Raw genomic sequence first — 19402 nt, 5'->3', positions numbered from 1 at the left:
TTAAAAACATGCAGTAACTCCAGTGAGGTCAACATGTCTTTCACTAACAGAGAGTTGCGTGAACTTGTCGAAACACAATTAAAATATACATTATGCGTTAGCATAGACAAGGCTACCAACGGCGATATATTCAATGCTGTGGCGCTGGCAGTGCGGTATTTTCAGCAAGATCGCTTTCTCGATAGTCAGGCCCGGCAACGCGTGGAAAAGAAAAAACGCGTTTATTATCTCTCGATGGAATTTTTGCTTGGGCAGTCATTACGCAATAACCTGATGAACCTGAATTTGCTTGATGATATGCGTCAGGTTGTCACTGACCTGGGGTTTGATTTCGATGGTATTCTTGACGAAGAACCCGATGCCGCGCTTGGAAATGGTGGCCTTGGGCGGTTAGCTGCCTGCTTTATTGACTCAATGGCAACGTTAGACATTGCTGCCTCAGGTCATGGCATTAAATACGAATATGGTTTATTCAGGCAGTCTTTTCAGAATGGTCAGCAAATCGAACATCCGGACGACTGGCATTCCATGCATTCCCCCTGGCTGGTTGAACATCATAGCCAGGCAATGCTGATCCCAATTGGTGGATATATCGAGCATGCAGATGATGCTGACGGGAATTATAATCCAATGTGGTTGGGGTGGAATACCATCGTTGGTATCCCAAATGACTATTTCGTTTCTGGCTACAGAGGTAGCACCACGAATAAGCTTCGTTTATACAGTGCCGTAGCCTCTAACTCTTTTGATATTCATATTTTCAACCATGGCGATTACATCAAAGCGGTCAGTGAAAAAATCGCCTCCGAGAATATTTCAAAAATACTCTATCCTTCTGATGAGATCCTCTCGGGCAAGGAGCTGCGACTGACTCAGGAGTATTTTCTTGTAGCATGTACCTTGCGAGATATTTTTCGCGAATACGCTGAGATTGAAACTGACATTTCGTTACTGCCGCGGCATGTCGCCATCCAGCTAAATGATACGCATCCAGCGCTGGCTGTTGTCGAGTTGATGCGAATACTTGTCGATGAATACAGCCTTCCCTGGCACCAGGCCTGGGATATCACCCAAAGAACCTGTGCATACACCAACCATACGTTGATGCCCGAGGCTCTGGAGACCTGGCCAGTGGCGTTGTTCGAAAAATTGTTGCCGCGACACTTGCAGATTATTTTTGAGATTAACCACCGTTTTCTTGCGGATGTCGCCTCCCGATGGCCAGACAAACCGCACTTATTGACCTCCTTGTCACTGTTTTCGGGGAACAACGAGAAAAGCATCAGGATGGCAAATCTGGCCATCGTCGGGAGTCACTGTGTTAATGGGGTGGCAATGCTCCATTCCGAGCTTATCAAAACGCACCTGGTTCCCGATTTTTATTTTATTACGCCAGATAAATTCATTAATCAGACCAACGGCATTACGCCGCGCAGATGGTTGCAGCAGGCTAACCCAAATCTTGCCGCATTTCTGAATCAGCAATTGGGCACCCGATGGCCGACGGATTTACATATGCTTCGACAGCTGGAGAAGCATGCGGATGATACGGGGGTGATCGATCATATTCGCGGCATTAAATTCAAAAATAAATCCGCGCTGAGCCAGATTGTTTCACATCGTTATGGGATTATGTTGGACCCGATGGCAATGTTTGATTGCCAGGTAAAACGCATTCACGAATACAAGCGCCAGCTTCTGAATATTCTGCACGTCATTTCTCTCTATATTGATATTAAAGAGAATGGGAGAACCATAGCGCCTAAGGTGCATCTTTTTGCAGGTAAAGCGGCACCCGGTTATCGAATGGCAAAGCTTATTATTCAGTTAATTAATGCTGTTGCGAATAAAATCAACAGCGATGCGCGTATTGCCGGACAGCTGAAAGTCATTTTTCTTGAGGATTACAAAGTCTCCTTAGCCGAAAGCATAATACCGGCAACAGACCTGTCTGAACAAATATCCACAGCAGGTACGGAGGCATCTGGAACCAGTAATATGAAGTTCGCGCTGAATGGTGCGTTAACAATGGGTACGTATGATGGTGCCAACATTGAAATTCTTAATGCTGTTGGGGCAGAAAACTTCTATCTTTTCGGCGCGACGGCTGAAGAAGTCAATGAAATGCGTTCAAATGGCGATAATAATCGTTTCTATCGTCAGAGCGATCCTCGAATGATGCGTATAGTGGATACGCTTATTTCAGGTGAATTTAGCGCCGATCGCGAAATTTTTGCACCGCTACACCATATGTTGACAACAGCCGATCATTATTGTCATCTGCTGGATTTTGACAGCTACAGTCAAACCCAACGTCAGGCAATGGCTGATTTTGAACATCCCCGCCAGTGGCATCGAAAAGCGTTGCTAAATATTAGCCGAATGGGAGAGTTTTCGAGTGACAGAACCATTCAGGGCTATGCAAGGGATATTTGGGGAATAAATTGCTGATGGTCATGCTTCCGGTTGCCTTCCGGGAGCGATATCGGTGCACTATGATCATCATTCGGGAACACGTTACGCCCCTGATGCGAGGCTGATTATGAACTTTGAAATACAGAGTGAAAATGACGTACAGATTGTCGTTCCGCTGGTTCGCAGGCTGGATGCTTCTGTCGAGCAGACCTTTAAGCAGCAGGTGCTGGAGGTGATTGAAAAAAGTAATAAAAAGATATTGCTGGATTTCAGCCACGTAGATTTTATTGACAGCAGCTGTCTCGGCGCGCTGGTATCCATACTCAAGAGTTTAAACGGCAAGGGTGAGCTGGTGCTGTGTTCGCTTAACAGCAATACACACGATCTCTTTAAGCTGACCAGGATGGATCGTATTTTTTCTATTAAGGCCAATCGGCAGGATGCCCTGCAGGTGTTGATGGGCTAATATCACAGCGCTCTTCGGGGAGAAAGCGGGATGTGCCAACGGTTAAAACGAGAACTGACGCATTCTCGCGCCAGTCCTGAAAACATGGCTCCGCTCCACCCGCACGGTATTCACCCGGACTGATACCGGCGCGCTATTGTGCTAATAACGCACTAAACTTCGCCAGCCACTGCGGATGGGCGGGCCAGGCGGGAGCCGTCACCAGGTTGCCGTCGACATGGGCCTGATCGATGCCGATGGTGGCGTAGTGTCCACCCGCGAGGCGTACCTCAGGTGCACAAGCCGGGTAGGCGCTACAGGTACGGCCTTTCAGGATGCCCGCGGCAGCGAGCAGTTGCGGGCCATGGCACACTGCAGCAATCGGTTTGCGCGCGGCGTCAAATGCCTGTACCAGCTTTAACACATCCTCATTTAGCCGCAGATACTCGGGCGCTCTGCCGCCGGGGATGAGCAGCGCGTCGTAGTCCTGCTCCTTTACGGCGGAAAAGTCGGCGTTGAGGGTAAAGCGGTGACCGGGTTTTTCGCTATAGGTCTGGGCGCCGTCGAAATCATGGATTGCCGTCATGATGTAGTCGCCTTTTGGTTTGTCGGGGCAGACTGCATCCACCTGATGGCCAATCATCTGCAAAGCCTGAAAAGGCACCATGGTTTCGTAATCTTCGGCATAATCGCCCACCAGCATCAGGATCTTCTTGCTCATCATTCCTCTCCCTTGTCATTAAAGATGATTAAGATATAGCCTGGCGTGGCTGAAATGCCGGAAATAAAAAAGCCCGTCAGAGCACGGGCAACATAAGCAAATGAATAAGTGATTCGTTATCAACGTAGTTGGAGGATAACGGCGCGTATCTTACGCGGCTGTCAGGCTTGCAGATACCTGACAAATTCGGTAGGTGAAACACGATATTAAACGTGCGTTATGGTGCATCGAAGGTCGGGTAGAGACTATTTTCGAGAAATTCGACGAGGTACCAGATCTCACCGCTAAAAATAAACCATAAGCCAAATATAATAAGGAGCAAAATAATTAAGATGAGTATTATTTCTGTTTTTCCCATTGCAGATTATACCCACCTGAAGTTAATTGAGTCGAGGCAGGCATTGTAGCGGGGCTTTCCCATATACTCCAGTTTCATGCTGCAAGGACTTTATTGCGTCCGTCATTTTTAGCGCGATACAGCGCGTCGTCTACCCGCTTAAACAGCTCATCAATCGTCTCGCCCTGGTTATGTCGCGCCACGCCAATGCTAACGGTAAACCGCGGTAAGCCCGGAATCGTAATGCGGGCAACGGCTGCACGGATCGACTCGGCAATCTGCAACGCGATGTCGAGAGGGGTATGCGGCAGCAGGATAACGAACTCTTCGCCTCCCCAGCGGAATACCAGGTCATTCTCCCGGCTACAGGCTTCCAGCGTTCGGGAGAGGGCGATAAGCACCTCATCGCCCTTCAAATGACCAAACAGGTCGTTGATGTTTTTGAAGCGATCGGTATCCACCAGCAGCAGGCTAAACTGCTGTTGGGCAGGAAGATGATTCAGGTTTTTGGGATCGGTAATCGCGTAGAACTGGCGACGGTTGAGTAACCCGGTCATGGAGTCACGTAGCGCGGCATGTTGCAGCTCTTGCTCCAGTCTTTTTTGCTCGGTGATATCGTGGATGATGCACAGCATCAGCTTGTCACCGTAGATCTCAATGGGGCCGGCATACGTCTGAACGTGGCGGGTAGAGCCGTCGGCAAGGCGGTGAACAAAGTTGAGCGGCTTATGGCCGCCGGGCAGCGCGGCAATCGCAGTCATAATGGGCAACACGTCTCGCCCGAGAGTATTGATTTCCCAGGTATGTTTACTGCACATGTCATCATGTGAGTAACCGTAAAAATAGAGCGCGGCCAGGTTAGCATCAACAATCTGGCCATCGCGGGCCGGATCGATTAACAGCATCGGCGCGCTGTTGGTCTGAAAAAAACGGGCGTAAAACCCCTGTTTTTTCCGCCGGTAGGTTGCGGAGCGGCTGGCCTTTAGCCCAGAGAGAATGTGCTGGGCGATCCCCTCGAAAACAATCACATCCCCCCAGGGGGCATAATGGGCAAGCGAGAGACGACAGCTTAGCGGCGTATCCTGTCCATCCCGGCTTATTGTCCAGATTTCGACGATCTCCTGCCCGGTTTTCAGTTCAGGTACATACATCGACAGGAGGTGCTGTGCATTCGCGGAATAGAGGCCTTTACGCAGCTGGTCCAGCGTCTTCTCTCCCATGAGCTGCGTTGCGGTCACATTCGCAAAAACGATCGTTTCCGAAGCGGGGGAAATCAGCCACACGGGTGTTTTAATGACGTTCAGCGCTTCAAAACCGTTTTGCGACATAGGCATTTCCTGTTCATCGGCTCAATGCGCCTGACAATCATGACAGACGTGACGAGTGTCTACTGCTTTGAAACATACTCTACTCAACCCCGTCAGGCATGGTTTTTTTGCGAAATAAATGCGGGGTCCGTTTGAATTTTATTAATGGGTATAATTTGCCTGTCGGAGTTTATCTGCAGAAGCAGCCACGGCACCTGTTCGGCAGGTAAGGGACGGGAGAAAAGATAACCCTGCAGGTAGTCGCAGCCGAGACGGGTGAGAACCTCCTGCTGCTCTTGGGTTTCAATCCCTTCAGCCACCACGTTCATCTCCATGGTTCGGGCGATACTCATGATGGTTTCAACCAGCTTGTAGCTTTTTTCATTTTCCAGCATCGACGTTACAAAGCTTTTGTCGATCTTGAGCTCTTTTGCCGGCAGCACGCTCAGCATCAGCAGGTTCGAGTAGCCCGTACCGAAATCATCAATCGAGACGGTGATCCCCGCATGATTAAACGCGTTGAGTAACTCAATGCTGCGGTCGAGATTTTTCAGCGCGGTGCTCTCCGTAACCTCAAGGATCAGCCTGGATGGGGACAAGCTATATTTTTCCAGCATCGACGATACGATGTGGAAAATGTCCGGCTGTTCGAACTGGACGGGGGACAGGTTGAGCGACAGCGTCCACTGGCTGAACCCTTGTTCAGTCCAGAAATGCAGTTGTCGACATGCCGCTTCAATGGCCCAGTTGCCCACCGGAATAATTAAGCCGGTTTGTTCCAGCGAGGGGATAAACAGGCCCGGCAGAACAACGCCTTGCTCAGGGTGCCGCCAGCGCAGCAGGGCTTCAAAACCATGGATAGTCTTCTCTTGTGCATACCAGGTTGGCTGGTACCAGAGTTCAAACTGATCGCGCTCAAGCGCCTGAGAGAGTTCCTGCAGAAAACCGGGTTTTGCCGGGATTGCTGTCGACATCTCGGAGCGGTAGTGCGCCCAGCCGTTCCGGCCGTCGTCTTTGACGTGATGCAGGGCTGCATCCGCCTTGAGCTTTAGCTCATGCAGCGTTTCGCCATCCTGAGGATAGAGGCTGACGCCCGCACTGATTGTCGTGCTTAGCGTATGACCACAGATCGAAAGAGGACGTCGCACATCCTCAAGCAACGACGCGAGCAGGGCGTTGAGTTTGTCGTCGTCGCATTCCGGTACCAGCAGAATAAAGGCGTCACCTCCCAGCCTTGCCAGGGTCATCTCACGCGTGAGACGGGAAGTGATGCGCTGAGCAACGGTGATCAATAACTCATCGCCGACGCTGTGACCCCAGGTATCGTTGACGCGTTTGAAATGATCGACGTTCAGGAAAATGACGGCAAATTGCCTGTTACTCAGCAACGCGCTGCGCAGGCAGTCCTGCATGCGGATGTCCATCTGATGGCGATTCGCGAGTCCGGTGAGCGCATCAAAGCGCGCCTGCAGCTCAAGCTGCCGATTGAGCTGCCGCAGATTGTCCGTCAGCCGGCCGGTACGCCGGTGAGAGTCGACAAGGGAAATAATTAACATCACGCCAAGCAGGCAGAGCGTGGTGACCGAAACCCAGATGGATAACCCGAGCTCGCCGATCCCACCGGGAAGGGTATGCGACATTTCCGGGTAATGCGCGGCACTCATGCCGGTATAGTGCATCGCACAAATGGCGGCGGCCATGACCAGGGCCGCGAGAAGGCGCTCAATAAAAACCCCTTTGTCTCGCAGGCGGAAAGCCAGCCACAGCGCAGTGCCGGAAGCCACCACGGCAATGACCACGGACAACCCCACAATACGGCGATCCCAGATGATGCTGCCATCCAGCATCAGGGCCGCCATACCGATATAGTGCATGGATACCACGCCTGCGCTCAGGATTGCGGTGGCAACGATGGGGCGAAAGAGAGACCGTTTTTTTCCCGCGACTGCAATATCAAGGGCCGTGGTCGACGCAATAACCGCGACGCCCAGGGATGCAAGGGTTAACCAGAGATCATAGCGCATCATCATGGGCATCTGCATCGACAGCATGCCGATAAAGTGCATCGACCAGATGCCGATGCCGAGCGAGATGCCGCCGGCCATACGCCAGAACAGGGCAGCCTTTCGGCTGGAAAGGGGAATCTTTCCGGCACTGTCCAGCGCCACAAAGGAGGCGATAAACGCCACCAGATAAGAGATAGCGATTAACACAGGGTCCCACGATATATTGAGCATTATGCAATCCCACGCCTGAGAGGGTTACCGATTTCGCCTGCCGGGCACATCTTTATCTGGCAACGAACATGCGCATTCAAACAATATTAGTTTTTTATCGTGTAAAATGACCAGTCATATTAATACTCTAAAACGCATTAAGAATATAAAATATATTCTCATTGTTAACGTATTAAGCATTGCTAAACAAGAGCGAATAAAAGTAGCAAAGCTCCTTAAATATAACGGCGATTGTATCAGTGCGCCGCAGCGGATGGTATCGCTTAACGTGGCGGCAGACCAGTATCACAGCACGCTGCGAAGAACATTTTCACTAATACGCTCTTTTTATCTGACTTAAGCTAAATCCCAGGTTGCTAACGGCGAAAAAACAATCCCGTGAAGTTTGCGAGGAAAAACGTCTGAGCCAATGCTATAAGTCTAGATGCCGACCAAAATATAAAACGTGGGTATCATCATGCTAAGAAATATTAGTGTCAGGACCTTTATTATCGGGTTCCTTTTATCGCTATTTTTGGTAAACGCAGGTGTCGTTGTTCTAATTTCCAGCAAGTCCTCTCTCTTTATTTCCCTTAACGTTATCAATCTCGTTGCGCTATTTTTGCTTTGGGTCTATATGACCCGCTATCTTGTGACGCCGATCAATACGGTAAAGAGAAGTATTGAAGAGGTGACAGCAGGCAACCTTGGGGTTTCTATCCCGGAGTTTGGCAATAACTGCGCGGGTCGACTAATTCCCGGGATCAATAGCCTTTCCGGCAACATTGCGACGCTGGTGCGCGAGATCAGGGCGTCGTCGCAAACCGCCATGACCTTATCGGATCAGCTCTCGGCCCGTAGCGCTCAGCTCTCGGTAAAAACCGAACAGCAGTCTGCGTCTTTAGTGCAAACCGCAGCCAGCATGGAGCAAATGGCGGCGAGCACCAAAAACAATGCCGATAACACCCGCCTGGCGAGCGAACAGGCGAATGTGGCGACGCTGCAGGCGCGCAAGGGCGGGGAGCTGATGGGGCAGGTCGCCAACAATATGCAGTCCATTACCGAATGCGCCCAGCAGATGACGGAGATTATTTCATTGATTGACGGCATTGCGTTCCAGACCAATATTCTGGCGCTCAACGCGGCCGTTGAGGCAGCAAGGGCAGGCGACCACGGAAAAGGCTTTTCTGTCGTTGCGGAGGAGGTCAGAAACCTGGCACACCGCAGCGCAGAGGCCGCGAAGAATATCAAAGCGCTGATTGAAGTCACCAGCAGTAACGTCACGCAGGGCGCGACCGTGGTGTCACAGGCAGAGAAGAATATGCATGAAATTGTGACGGGCTCGGGGAACGTCAGCCGCTTGATGGATGAAATTTCCGCGTCGACCTCTGAGCAGGAGAAAGGCATCTCCCAGATCACGCTGGCACTTTCGGAGCTGGAGAGGGTCACGCAAAGCAACGTGGCGATGGCGGAGGAACTCAACGGCTCCTCTGATGTCCTGCGCAATCAGGTGATTGAGCTCCAGGCCCGCACGCGTAATTTCAGACTTGATCAGGGATCGTTGTCCTCATTACCTGGCGGCTCGCCATCCTTCCTCCCGCGGCCAGAGCACTCTCTCTGACAAAACCGCAACATTCTCGCCGTATTTCTTGCCGGGTGGTGCTGCGCTTACCCGGCCTACACGCTGCCACAATATCAATACATTACACCCTTCACTGTAGGCCCGTGCAAGCGTAGTGCCGCCGGGCGAAACGCATGGCATGTACATTTCATGAACGATTTCAGCGCGATGGCATACATAGTTGTTGCTTAACCCCTGATGAAAGCTAGACTGACACCGAAAGAGCTAAAAGGCGGAGGAGCTGTGGAAAGCATTAAAGGATCTGAACTAAACGTTCCAGACGCAGTTTTTGCGTGGGTGCTGGACGGTCGCGGCGGTGCCCGGCCGCTGGAAGACAATGATGTGATCGACAGTGCGCATCCCTGCTGGCTGCATCTGAACTACACCCACCCGGACAGCGCTGACTGGCTGGCGTCGACCCCGCTCTTGCCTAACAACGTACGCGATGCGCTGGCGGGTGAAAGCCTGCGCCCCCGCGTGAGCCGAATGGGGGACGGGACGCTGATCACCCTGCGCTGTATTAACGGCAGCACGGATGAACGTCCGGATCAGCTGGTTGCGATGCGGGTCTATATGGACGATGGGCTGATTGTCTCCACCCGACAGCGTAAGGTTCTGGCGCTGGATGACATCGTCAACGATCTGAAAGAGGGCACCGGGCCGATTGACTGCGGCAGCTGGCTGGTGGACGTCTGTGACGCGCTTACCGATCACGCCAGTGAGTTTATTGAAGAACTGCACGACAAAATCATCGACCTGGAAGATAACCTGCTCGATCAACAGATCCCGCCGCGCGGTTTTCTGGCCTTGTTGCGTAAGCAGTTGATTGTGATGCGCCGCTACATGACGCCGCAGCGCGACGTGTATGCGCGGCTGGCCAGCGAAAGGCTCGCCTGGATGAACGACGACCATCGACGCAGAATGCAGGATATTGCCGACAGGCTGGGCCGCGGGCTGGATGAAATTGATTCCTGTATTGCCAGAACGGCGGTGATGGCGGACGAAATCGCGCAGGTGATGCAGGAGTCGCTGGCGCGAAGAACCTATACGATGTCCCTGATGGCGATGGTGTTTTTACCCAGCACGTTTCTGACCGGGCTGTTTGGCGTCAATCTGGGGGGAATTCCCGGGGGCGCTTATCGCTACGGCTTTACGGCCTTTTGCGTGATGTTAGTTGTTTTGATTGGGGGTGTTGCATGGTGGTTGCATCGTAGTAAATGGCTGTAAATTTACGCTTTTTTCGTCTTCTTCCGGGATTAAAACGCTCTTTTAATTGAGCGAAGTCAATAAACATCTACCCCGTAAGGTGCAATATTACTCCCGCAGGTGAATGCAACGTCAAGCGATGGGCGTTGCGCTCCATATTGTCTTACTTCCTTTTTTGAATTACTGCATAGCACAATTGATTCGTACGACGCCGACTTCATAGTCGGCTTTTTTTTGCCTCCTGATTCTCAGCGTCTACCCTAAAAGGGACGACAGCAAATTCTGGAGGGAATGATGAGCATCCTTAACGCTCTGCTACTGCCACAATCGCGTCAGTCCGATCCTATCCCCAGCGATCCGGTACCCATGCCCGATCCCATCCCGCGTCCGCAGCCGATGCCGGACCCGCCGCCCGATGAAGAACCGATTAAATTGTCGCATCGAACCGCGAGATCTGCGAGGATACGCGCCATCTGACTGCAAAGATCACCACGAGAGACTACAGTGACCGCTTTTTCTACCCTGAATGTTCTGCCCGCCGCCCAACTCGATAACCTCAACGAGTTGGGATACCTCACGATGACGCCTGTTCAGGCGGCCGCCTTACCTGCCATTCTCGAGGGCCGTGACGTGCGCGTACAGGCGAAAACGGGCAGTGGAAAAACGGCGGCATTCGGCCTTGGCCTGTTGCAGCATATCGATGCGGCGCTTTTTCAGACCCAGTCTCTGGTGCTGTGTCCGACCCGCGAACTGGCAGACCAGGTCGCGGGTGAACTGCGTCGCCTGGCGCGTTTCCTGCCCAATACCAAGATCTTAACCCTCTGCGGCGGGCAGCCGTTCGGCGCCCAGCGTGATTCGCTCCAGCATGCCCCGCACATTATTGTCGCGACGCCTGGCCGTCTTCTCGATCATCTGCAGAAGGGCACCGTCTCGCTGGATGCGCTACAAACGCTGGTTATGGATGAGGCCGATCGCATGCTGGACATGGGTTTCAGCGATGCCATTGACGAGGTGATCCGTTTCGCACCGGCCGATCGCCAGACGCTGCTGTTCTCCGCAACCTGGCCGGAAGCCATTGCCGCCATCAGCGGCCGCGTGCAGAAAAATCCCCTTACCATTGAAATTGACAGCGTAGATGCGCTGCCCGCGATCGAACAGCAGTTCTTTGAAACCTCGCAGCAGGGGAAGATCCCGCTCCTGCAGAAATTGCTGAGCCAGCATCAGCCTGCCTCCTGCGTGGTGTTCTGTAATACCAAAAAAGACTGTCAGTCGGTTTGTGATGCCCTGAATGCCGCCGGGCAGAGCGCGCTGTCGCTGCATGGCGATCTGGAACAGCGCGATCGCGATCAGACGCTGGTCCGTTTCGCGAACGGCAGCGCCCGCGTGCTGGTTGCGACCGACGTTGCTGCGCGCGGTCTGGATATTAAATCGCTTGAGCTGGTGGTGAACTTTGAGCTGGCGTGGGATCCGGAAGTACACGTGCACCGTATTGGCCGTACCGCGCGCGCAGGAAACAGCGGTCTGGCGATCAGCTTCTGCGCACCTGAAGAGGCGCAGCGCGCCAATATTCTCTCTGAAATGCTGCAGATTAAGCTGAACTGGATGAATCCCCCAGCCGGCGTCAGCCTTGTGCCGCTGGAGGCCGAAATGGCGACCCTGTGCATTGATGGCGGTAAAAAAGCCAAGATGCGTCCTGGTGATGTACTCGGTGCACTGACCGGGGATGTGGGGCTGGACGGGGCGGATATCGGTAAGATTGCTGTCCATCCGGCGCATGTCTATGTGGCGGTTCGCCAGGCGGTTGCCCATAAGGCATGGAAGCAGCTGCAAAACGGGAAAATTAAGGGTAAAACCTGCCGCGTACGCCTGCTGAAATAAAGCATGAAGCGTCTCAGAAGGTGTTTCTGAGACGCTAACCGCTTACTTCACTTCAAGCACGTTCAGACGCAACTCTTCAAACTGATTGTCATCGTCTTCCGGCTGCCAGCCTGCTGGCTGCATCGGGATCTCTTCCCGGTCAAACGCCAGATCGCCGCCATTCACCACGTCTGAGTCATGGTTGATGCCTTTAAAGTCGAACAGCTCCACATCCGCGAGATGGGAAGGGACGACGTTCTGCATGGCGCTGAACATGGTTTCGATACGACCCGGATAGCGCTTATCCCAGTCGCGCAGCATGTCGCCAATCACCTGACGCTGCAGGTTCGGCTGAGAGCCGCAGAGGTTACATGGAATGATCGGGAACCCTTTCGCCTGAGAGAAACGCTCAATGTCTTTTTCACGGCAGTAGGCAAGCGGGCGGATCACAATGTGTTTACCGTCATCGCTCATCAGCTTAGGCGGCATGCCTTTCATCTTGCCGCCGTAGAACATATTGAGGAACAGCGTTTGCAGGATATCGTCGCGGTGATGGCCCAGCGCAATTTTGGTCGCGCCCAGCTCCGTCGCGGTACGATACAGAATGCCGCGGCGCAGACGAGAGCACAGAGAGCAGGTGGTTTTCCCTTCCGGGATCTTCTCTTTCACAATACCGTAGGTATTTTCTTCGACGATTTTGTACTCAACGCCCAGCTTCTCGAGGTATTCCGGCAGAATGTGTTCCGGGAAACCCGGCTGTTTCTGGTCAAGGTTGACCGCCACCAGAGAAAATTTCACCGGCGCACTTTGCTGAAGATTACGCAGGATCTCCAGCATGGTGTAGCTGTCTTTACCCCCTGACAGGCAAACCATGATGCGGTCGCCTTCTTCAATCATGTTGAAGTCTGCAATGGCTTCGCCCACGTTACGGCGCAGTCGCTTTTGCAGTTTGTTAAGATTGTATTGCTCTTTTTTGTTAATCTCTTGATTCTCTTGCATTGAGTACTACCTTCGGAGCCAGCAGGGGCAAAAATTGTATGCCGCGTATGGTACGGATTCCGGCGGCGAATGCCAGCACGTTTTACTGCTGCGTGAAATCTGGCGCCGATACGTGATAAAGGGTAGCTAAGTAACAGATACACCTCTGCCACTTTATCTCCGCTTACAGCACCTCAACCAATTCAAATTCTTCTGCGACCAGTTCCATATCTTCAGAAAAATGGCCTTCGCGGAAGAAAAATCGCTGATGCTCCGTCTGCCAGTATCCAAGGCTTAAATCACCTTCACCCTCTTTACGAGCGAATTCCTCATTAACATCGCAAAAACGCACCAGTCGCATGGAAACCAGCCGGATCACACAGACCGGGACATTCTGGCCATCAAGAATGATGTTATAGCTCCCCATCCGCGGAGCAGATACATCCTGCAAGTACGAGGCAAAAGATCCGCAGGTGGCCGTTTTGAGCCCTTTTTTAATCAGGTCCGCTAGTTCGTTCGCCAGTTCCGGGCTGTCACCCATTTGCCAGGCCTGCGCGCCCGGGTATTTCATTTTTAATTCCTCAACCGTCACCATTCAACTTCCCTCATAGCTTTTATCAAAAGAAACATACCAGCGGTTTTAGCATAAACATCGTCGATACCAGAAGCGTACTCTGCTTTACTGACACCTTTTTTCACTGGTGGGCAGGAAAACAAGGCGTTGCGCTTATTGCACGAGTAAATATATCCTTGTGGGGTTATCTGTGTGGTGAATCTGTTGCCGGTAGCCAGGCGCGTGATGTTGTATAACAAAGAAAAGTCACCGGGATAGAACCGACACCACGCTTTTTCTGTAACTTTTATCCCATTGGAAGGGGTTAACGTGTTCAAGCTTAATTCATCGCTACTGGTGGCGTTGCTACTGTCAGGCTGTAGCGCCGATCTGGTTCTCAGCCCACCTCAGCAACCTGAATACAAATCGATGCCTGAAATAACGCAGTCTGTGACGCCATCACAACAGCGCGCAATCATGGCAGGCGAGCGGCCTGACTGGTCAGAAAGAACGCCGGTCAAGACAATAAAGCAGTACTAATAAGCACGTATCAACCAGGGCTGCCGTTCGGCGGCCTTTTTATTTCCCCATTTGAGAAGGTGCAACGATGGAGGCTGGTTTGCGGGAAAATTTCTGACGCATGACATGGTATTTCTTTCTTTATCAACCATGCTTAAGACGAAGACAATTCAATCACTTCAGCATCACCGAAGCGGCAACGTCACTCGAGTCGAGAACTCTGAATGCGCCATGCACCTGTCTCCTTAGCTGCAGCCACGGCAATTTTTATGCTGGGCGTTTTTATCATCAATTTACAGGTTTGGTATTCTGCACGGGCTGACAGCCTTGCAGGGGCGCACTATGTCGTGCGAAACATGAACGTCATTCTTAAAGAAGCTCGTCATGCGACCCATATAGCAATGCAGCTTGCTGAGAATGAGTGTGATGCTGAAGGGCAGTATCGGCTCGGTACTGAAGCGGCATTACAACCCCATCTGAGAACGATCGTTATTCTGAAACAAGATGCGGTCTGGTGCTCCTCTTTACCGGGAAATCGCGTGTTGTTGGTTAACAGCTCAGCGCTGCCTCAGGCATCATTGCTCCTTGTTCCATCGAAAAGTACGGTCAACGGCCTGCCGGTTCTCTTATACCAGACAAACCATGCCGGAAGCCGAATCATGGTGAGCATCAGCGACAGCCATATCCGGGATGCGCTGAATATGCCATTACGTGGCGTGGCGTATTCACTGCAAGTCGGCAATCGTCGTTTAGGCCCATCCGGCGATGTATTGACGGCACCCCATGCAAACAAAGATGTACTGACGGTAAAAGACGCTGATTATCCCTTCGCGATTCAATTTAACGCTCCGCCTCTTTTTAGCCTGACGAGATTATTCGACCAGGCCGGTGGGGTGCTGTTATTTCTGCTGCTCATTTCCTCTCTTCCTGCTTATCTTCTGCAACGCTATCTCTCTAAGGATATATCGCCTGAAGATTCGCTGCGCACCGCCATCTACAGAAATGAAATTATTCCCTATTACCAACCCGTCGTGAGCGGCAGAGAGGGCACCTTGCGCGGTGTCGAGGTGCTGGCCAGATGGAAGCATCCGCAATCAGGGTTTATTTCTCCCTCGTCGTTTATTCCTCTTGCTGAAAAATCAGGGTTAATTATTCCATTAACCCAAAGCTTAATGCGTCAGGTTGCAATGCAGATGAACTCAATTTCTACACTGCTGCCGGAAGGATTCCATGTAGGAATTAACTTCAGTGCATCTCATATCGTGGCCTCTACCTTTTTTGAAGAGTGTCTAAATTACAAGCGCAGCTTTGTGCAACAGGATCTTAACCTTGTCGTTGAGGTGACCGAGCGCGAGCCCCTCCACGTAGATGAACATCTCGTTAAGACCCTGAATGAGCTGCATAACAACGGATTTGCAATTGCGCTGGATGATTTTGGAACGGGCTATTCTGGCCTGTCCTACCTGCAGGACCTGCATATTGATTACATCAAAATCGACCAAAGCTTTGTTGCCAGAGTGAATGCCAATGAGGATTCCACCCTGATCCTGGATTCGGTACTGGAACTGGCAAAAAAACTGTCAATCCGTATTGTGGCGGAAGGGGTTGAAACCCAGCAACAGCTTGATTATCTCATCCGCAATAACATCACGTTTTTACAGGGCTACTTCTTCTACAAACCTGTTCCTTTTAAGGAGTTGATAAAAATCCTTTTGTCGAAGCCAAAGGTTAAAGTGAGGGTGGAGTGAGGTTTTCCCCGGAATTGCGATAAAGAAAAAAAGGGGGGCATCATCCCCCAAATAAAATGCAGACCGTTATTGTTTTAACTACGGTGCTATTTTGTTATCTGAGTGCTTTGTGGTCAATTTAATTGTTTTCAACCTTTGCTGTAGAGATTACATACTAAAAAAGAATGAAGTGTCTAAGGTGAAATTTTAAAGTTGATCCTGGTCAATATTACCGACTTCACGGCTGAATAATAGATGCAATCATGTTTAACTTGTTAAGCAACTGCTCTGGCGGTGTGTTTTGGACGTGAGGCGTTTCCGGATAATTTTTTAAGAAAAAAATGCTGACTGCGAAATGACGATGCAGTCATGCTTACATATTAACCTGGCTTGAAGATGCGTCAGCAAGATGGGGTATAATGCGGCTTCGTAATTGCTAAACAACCCGGTGGCTGGTGCTATGACCCTCAATCGCTTTTGTTATTTACTCCTGATCTTTGCTGCAATCGGCAGCCTTTTTGCCTCTAACCCTTTGGCTATGTGGTTTCTGCTGATCAATGTGCTGACGATGGCTATGTATGGCGCCGATAAACAGGCAGCGCGTAAGGGTATGCGCAGGGTACCGGAAGCCACGCTGCTGGTATTTGGCGTAACCGGCGGCTGGCCTGGCGCGATTGTGGGCCAGCAGCTCTTTCGCCATAAAACGCAAAAGCAGCCCTTTAAAACCTACTTTTTCTTAAGCATTGTCGTTAGCATTGCCGTGATGGCGGCGGTTTACCATTTCTCGCCTGTTTCTTCTTTATGAGCGTATTGACATCAAGTTAACTTGAGCTTTTAAGATGTCAGCACTACGTTGATAAAGGAGTAACATCTTAAAATGAAAGACATTGATGTAGGTTTCACTCATGTCGCGTTTATGGTCAGGGACCTGGAAAAGAGTATTGCCTTCTATCGTCGCTATGCCGGTATGGAGGTCATTCATTTACGTGAACCCGACATGCCTGATGCAAGAAAAGTCGCATGGCTTAGCGACCATACCCGTCCTTTTGCACTGGTTCTTGTACAGGCCGATACCGTGACCGATACGCCGCTGGGCAGTTTCGGGCATCTGGGAATTGCCTGCGCGACCCGCGAAGAAATTGACAGAAAAACCGCGATGGCCACCGCTGAAGGTGTGCTAAGGAAGGCGCCTGAGAATGTAGGCGACCCCGTCGGATACTATGTCTTTTTTGCCGATCCCGATGGAAATACGTTAGAGCTGTCATTCGGACAGCGCGTCGGTCTGGAAGCGATCCGAACGGCCAGTCGGAATAAATAAAGCGAAGATACGTTAGCAACAGGAAACAGACCGCGTCGCGCGTCGTTAATTGATCCTCCATCACTGCCAATAGTAGTAGGACTATTCTTAAGTTGTTGCTGTTTTTTGCACAATCTGAATAATACGTGCAACACCACGGACGATAACATCCCATGAAAATAGTATCTATTATGCTGGCAGTGCTGGCGCTTTTTTCTGCGCCTGCCTGGTCCGCTTTTCAGGAGCGGGAATATAATACCTGGTATATGAAAAATGCGGTGCTTTATGATATGACGCAGACCTCGGAAGGTTATCCCGTCATGGTGAGCGTATCCCAGCCCGGGAGGAAATCCGCTAATTTGCTGGTGTCATATATTACGGAAGGGCGCTGTGGTGAGAATAAGCTGCCACTCAATGTGAATGGTACAGTGCTTCCCGCCAAATATGCTTGTGTTCAGATAGGGAAGAACAGAATTGAACATTTTTCAGTTGTGGATGCGGACAGCGTCAATGGCATGGTGACGCATTTGAAATCTGATTTCACTATTCTCCTGCAAAACGATATCAAAATTTGGGCGGCAAATATCAAAACGCCAAAATACGGGCTGGCACCGAGATTCTGACGATGAAATGTCTGTCTCACGACAGGTATTATTTCTATCATGGTAATCATTTATGAAATAATAGTGTCATGGTGTTATTAATCAAAATATGGAGTAAGTGGCCCTGTTTTTTTACGTATTGAAATGGACTGTATGCTAAACGGTACGAAACCGCACAAATAATCCTTACTGACATTATGGATAAAGCTCGCTACCAGACTTACGCTTGCTAACGGCGTTTTAGTTGTTCAGCACATCTTTATTGGTAAGGAGTAGAAAATGTCACATCCTAATAGTCTGGATTTGCTAAGCCGTAAAGAAGGAATGTGTTTGTTAGAGCAAAGCATGGGTTTTGTCTGGCAGGCAGCACTTCGGGCTGTCGCAGTATTAGGCGTTGCAGATCGTCTGGTTGAAGGAAAAAAATCCGTTACGCAACTGGCGGAGGAGCTTAATGTCGATGGCGACTATCTTCATCGGATCATGCGCGTATTATCCTCTCGTGGAGTATTCAACGAACTGTCCGAAGCTGAATACAGCCTTAGCCATTCAGCACAGTTCCTGTGTTCTGAGCATGAATTTTCATTGCGTGCGGCGGTGCTCATGCTGACAGACCCAACATTCTGGCAGCCAGCGGCTAAAATGGATGAGATATTGCAAGGCAAACCTGTTTTTAATGATTTGTTTGGCAAGCCTTTTTACGACTACTGGCAGCATGATGACACGATGACTGACAGCAACATTTTTCATGCGGGTATGGCCTCTATGTCATCCGTAGAGAATGAAGTCATAGCCGATAGCTATTCGTTTCCTCAAAATGCTATCGTTGCCGATATTGCCGGTGGGCTGGGTAATTTATTGCTGGCTGTTTTACGCCGAAATCCGACCTTAACAGGGATCCTGTTCGATCAAAAAGACGTGCTTGAGCGGAATCGACTGTACCTGTTAAATGACAATCGTCGATGGAAGGCAGTTGAGGGTGACTTTTTTGAAGCCTGTCCTGTAGCGGATATTTACCTGCTTAAATATATTTTGATGGACTGGCCTGATGAGAAAGCGGTTCAGATACTTCAATCGTGTAGAAATGCAATGAAAGAAAATTCCCGATTATTAATTTTTGAACCACTTATAAAAAAAGAAAATAATGAGCAGGGACGATTTGAAATTGACCTTCTTCTTTTAACAAGCTTTGATGGAGGGCGGGCAAGAACGGAGTCTGAGTATCAGACCTTGTTTGAAAAGACCAGTCTGAAGCTAAACACTATAATAGACACCCGTTCGTATCTGTCGATTTTAGAAGTCGTACCTGTCTGAACTACGTAAATTATATTCACAAAGCGAGTGTCCTCATTCCGTTTTACCGGATTCCTGCTACGCTTGTCTGTTGTATCAGGAGCATGAGCATGATGAACAAAGACGAACAAACAGGTTTAGTGGGGCTGGCGATTGGGGCCGCCGTCATTGGGCTGGTTTCAGCGCAGAAACCGATCCATCGCAACAGTATTGTCGATGAACTGGTCAGGCTCGGCAGGCAAAAAGGCGATGGTGTAGAAGACGAGGTTTTCGTCAAAGCCGCCGAGCTGGTGAGAAAAGGGGTATAGCCT

19 protein-coding genes and 1 pseudogene are annotated in these 19402 nt (G+C 50.6%); 12 read left to right on the top strand and 8 right to left on the bottom strand.

The genetic code is table 11. The features are described from left to right. The first annotated feature begins 33 nt into the window (after positions 1-33). Together V1572_RS15280 and V1572_RS15275 are read left to right on the top strand one after the other, a co-directional pair. Complete coding sequence (locus V1572_RS15280) at positions 34-2451, top strand: glycogen/starch/alpha-glucan phosphorylase (protein ID WP_353143078.1); 2418 nt, start codon at positions 34-36, stop codon at positions 2449-2451. A gap of 91 nt (positions 2452-2542) precedes the next feature. Further along, the gene (locus V1572_RS15275; RefSeq protein WP_157189288.1) at positions 2543-2881 is read left to right on the top strand and encodes an STAS domain-containing protein; all 339 of its coding nucleotides are present in this window, start codon (positions 2543-2545) and stop codon (positions 2879-2881) included. Positions 2882-3014: 133 nt separating this feature from the next. On the opposite strand, the gene V1572_RS15270 is transcribed toward V1572_RS15275, so the two are convergent. The 4 genes from V1572_RS15270 to V1572_RS15255 form a co-directional block, all read right to left on the bottom strand. Further along, on the bottom strand, positions 3015-3581 hold the full coding sequence (locus tag V1572_RS15270) for a DJ-1/PfpI family protein (RefSeq protein ID WP_080347316.1): 567 nt from the start codon (positions 3579-3581) through the stop codon (positions 3015-3017). 217 nt (positions 3582-3798) lie between these two features. Beyond that, positions 3799-3939 (bottom strand): Ecr family regulatory small membrane protein, encoded by a 141-nt coding sequence (locus V1572_RS15265; RefSeq protein ID WP_395299343.1) that lies wholly within the window; start codon positions 3937-3939, stop codon positions 3799-3801. Between the two features lie 74 nt (positions 3940-4013). After that, complete coding sequence (locus V1572_RS15260) at positions 4014-5246, bottom strand: diguanylate cyclase domain-containing protein (RefSeq protein WP_395299342.1); 1233 nt, start codon at positions 5244-5246, stop codon at positions 4014-4016. Positions 5247-5338: 92 nt separating this feature from the next. Further along, entirely contained in the window at positions 5339-7462 is a 2124-nt protein-coding gene (locus tag V1572_RS15255; RefSeq protein WP_045908853.1) for a putative bifunctional diguanylate cyclase/phosphodiesterase, read from the bottom strand. A 457-nt stretch (positions 7463-7919) separates the two neighbouring features. Here V1572_RS15255 and V1572_RS15250 point away from each other — a divergent pair, with 457 nt between their 5' ends. The 4 genes from V1572_RS15250 to dbpA all read left to right on the top strand — a co-directional run bounded on the left by V1572_RS15250 (position 7920) and on the right by dbpA (position 12146). Then, positions 7920-9062 carry a methyl-accepting chemotaxis protein gene (locus tag V1572_RS15250; RefSeq protein WP_395299341.1) on the top strand — a complete coding sequence of 381 codons (1143 nt, stop codon included), beginning with the start codon at positions 7920-7922 and terminating at the stop codon, positions 9060-9062. 243 nt (positions 9063-9305) lie between these two features. After that, positions 9306-10289 carry a zinc transporter ZntB gene (gene zntB / locus V1572_RS15245; RefSeq protein ID WP_023292275.1) on the top strand — a complete coding sequence of 328 codons (984 nt, stop codon included), beginning with the start codon at positions 9306-9308 and terminating at the stop codon, positions 10287-10289. A 291-nt stretch (positions 10290-10580) separates the two neighbouring features. Continuing rightward, positions 10581-10745, top strand: coding sequence for a hypothetical protein (locus V1572_RS15240; RefSeq protein ID WP_304665500.1), 165 nt, complete (start codon positions 10581-10583; stop codon positions 10743-10745). Between the two features lie 27 nt (positions 10746-10772). Further along, positions 10773-12146 carry an ATP-dependent RNA helicase DbpA gene (gene dbpA, locus V1572_RS15235; RefSeq protein ID WP_126533759.1) on the top strand — a complete coding sequence of 458 codons (1374 nt, stop codon included), beginning with the start codon at positions 10773-10775 and terminating at the stop codon, positions 12144-12146. A 42-nt stretch (positions 12147-12188) separates the two neighbouring features. Here the strand turns inward: dbpA and ttcA are convergent, their stop codons facing one another. The 4 genes and pseudogenes from ttcA to V1572_RS15215 form a co-directional block, all read right to left on the bottom strand. After that, positions 12189-13124, bottom strand: a complete 936-nt coding sequence (ttcA, locus tag V1572_RS15230; protein WP_048029802.1) for a tRNA 2-thiocytidine(32) synthetase TtcA — start codon at positions 13122-13124, stop codon at positions 12189-12191. Positions 13125-13159: 35 nt separating this feature from the next. Beyond that, positions 13160-13249: pseudogene (locus tag V1572_RS15225) on the bottom strand (hypothetical protein); the annotation flags it as partial. Positions 13250-13287: 38 nt separating this feature from the next. Then, on the bottom strand, positions 13288-13698 hold the full coding sequence (locus V1572_RS15220; RefSeq protein WP_395299340.1) for an ASCH domain-containing protein: 411 nt from the start codon (positions 13696-13698) through the stop codon (positions 13288-13290). Continuing rightward, positions 13692-13994 (bottom strand): hypothetical protein, encoded by a 303-nt coding sequence (locus V1572_RS15215; protein WP_395299339.1) that lies wholly within the window; start codon positions 13992-13994, stop codon positions 13692-13694. Before V1572_RS15215 ends, V1572_RS15220 begins: the two co-directional genes overlap by 7 nt. 405 nt (positions 13995-14399) lie before the next feature. Between V1572_RS15215 and V1572_RS15210 the strand changes: the two genes are divergently transcribed. The 6 genes from V1572_RS15210 to V1572_RS15185 all read left to right on the top strand — a co-directional run bounded on the left by V1572_RS15210 (position 14400) and on the right by V1572_RS15185 (position 19399). After that, the gene (locus V1572_RS15210; protein ID WP_395299338.1) at positions 14400-15923 is read left to right on the top strand and encodes an EAL domain-containing protein; all 1524 of its coding nucleotides are present in this window, start codon (positions 14400-14402) and stop codon (positions 15921-15923) included. A 439-nt stretch (positions 15924-16362) separates the two neighbouring features. Continuing rightward, a complete protein-coding gene (locus tag V1572_RS15205; protein ID WP_196346425.1) occupies positions 16363-16707 on the top strand; it encodes a DUF1294 domain-containing protein in 345 nt (114 codons plus the stop codon). A 72-nt stretch (positions 16708-16779) separates the two neighbouring features. Then, positions 16780-17220: a VOC family protein gene (locus V1572_RS15200; RefSeq protein ID WP_045908846.1), complete on the top strand. Its 441-nt coding sequence runs from the start codon at positions 16780-16782 to the stop codon at positions 17218-17220. Between the two features lie 152 nt (positions 17221-17372). Then, a complete protein-coding gene (locus V1572_RS15195) occupies positions 17373-17822 on the top strand; it encodes a hypothetical protein (protein ID WP_111966586.1) in 450 nt (149 codons plus the stop codon). 258 nt (positions 17823-18080) lie between these two features. Continuing rightward, on the top strand, positions 18081-19112 hold the full coding sequence (locus tag V1572_RS15190; RefSeq protein WP_196352180.1) for a methyltransferase: 1032 nt from the start codon (positions 18081-18083) through the stop codon (positions 19110-19112). 89 nt (positions 19113-19201) lie between these two features. Beyond that, positions 19202-19399: a hypothetical protein gene (locus V1572_RS15185; RefSeq protein WP_023616678.1), complete on the top strand. Its 198-nt coding sequence runs from the start codon at positions 19202-19204 to the stop codon at positions 19397-19399. The last annotated feature ends 3 nt before the right edge of the window (positions 19400-19402 follow it).

Source organism: Enterobacter quasiroggenkampii, assembly GCF_043972695.1.
Taxonomy (GTDB): Bacteria; Pseudomonadota; Gammaproteobacteria; order Enterobacterales; family Enterobacteriaceae; genus Enterobacter; species Enterobacter quasiroggenkampii.
The sequence above is the reverse complement of the archived record's forward strand: the minus strand, read 5'-3'. Positions and strand labels throughout refer to the sequence as shown.

Coding starts and splice junctions, on each gene's coding strand:
- V1572_RS15280 (WP_353143078.1), top strand. CDS start 34: ATGTCTTTCACTAACAGAGAGTTGCGTGAACTTGTCGAAACACAATTA.
- V1572_RS15275 (WP_157189288.1), top strand. CDS start 2,543: ATGAACTTTGAAATACAGAGTGAAAATGACGTACAGATTGTCGTTCCG.
- V1572_RS15270 (WP_080347316.1), bottom strand. CDS start 3,581: ATGAGCAAGAAGATCCTGATGCTGGTGGGCGATTATGCCGAAGATTAC.
- V1572_RS15265 (WP_395299343.1), bottom strand. CDS start 3,939: ATGGGAAAAACAGAAATAATACTCATCTTAATTATTTTGCTCCTTATT.
- V1572_RS15260 (WP_395299342.1), bottom strand. CDS start 5,246: ATGTCGCAAAACGGTTTTGAAGCGCTGAACGTCATTAAAACACCCGTG.
- V1572_RS15255 (WP_045908853.1), bottom strand. CDS start 7,462: ATGCTCAATATATCGTGGGACCCTGTGTTAATCGCTATCTCTTATCTG.
- V1572_RS15250 (WP_395299341.1), top strand. CDS start 7,920: ATGCTAAGAAATATTAGTGTCAGGACCTTTATTATCGGGTTCCTTTTA.
- ttcA (WP_048029802.1), bottom strand. CDS start 13,124: ATGCAAGAGAATCAAGAGATTAACAAAAAAGAGCAATACAATCTTAAC.
- V1572_RS15220 (WP_395299340.1), bottom strand. CDS start 13,698: ATGGTGACGGTTGAGGAATTAAAAATGAAATACCCGGGCGCGCAGGCC.
- V1572_RS15210 (WP_395299338.1), top strand. CDS start 14,400: ATGCGCCATGCACCTGTCTCCTTAGCTGCAGCCACGGCAATTTTTATG.
- V1572_RS15205 (WP_196346425.1), top strand. CDS start 16,363: ATGACCCTCAATCGCTTTTGTTATTTACTCCTGATCTTTGCTGCAATC.
- V1572_RS15200 (WP_045908846.1), top strand. CDS start 16,780: ATGAAAGACATTGATGTAGGTTTCACTCATGTCGCGTTTATGGTCAGG.
- V1572_RS15195 (WP_111966586.1), top strand. CDS start 17,373: ATGAAAATAGTATCTATTATGCTGGCAGTGCTGGCGCTTTTTTCTGCG.
- V1572_RS15190 (WP_196352180.1), top strand. CDS start 18,081: ATGTCACATCCTAATAGTCTGGATTTGCTAAGCCGTAAAGAAGGAATG.
- V1572_RS15185 (WP_023616678.1), top strand. CDS start 19,202: ATGATGAACAAAGACGAACAAACAGGTTTAGTGGGGCTGGCGATTGGG.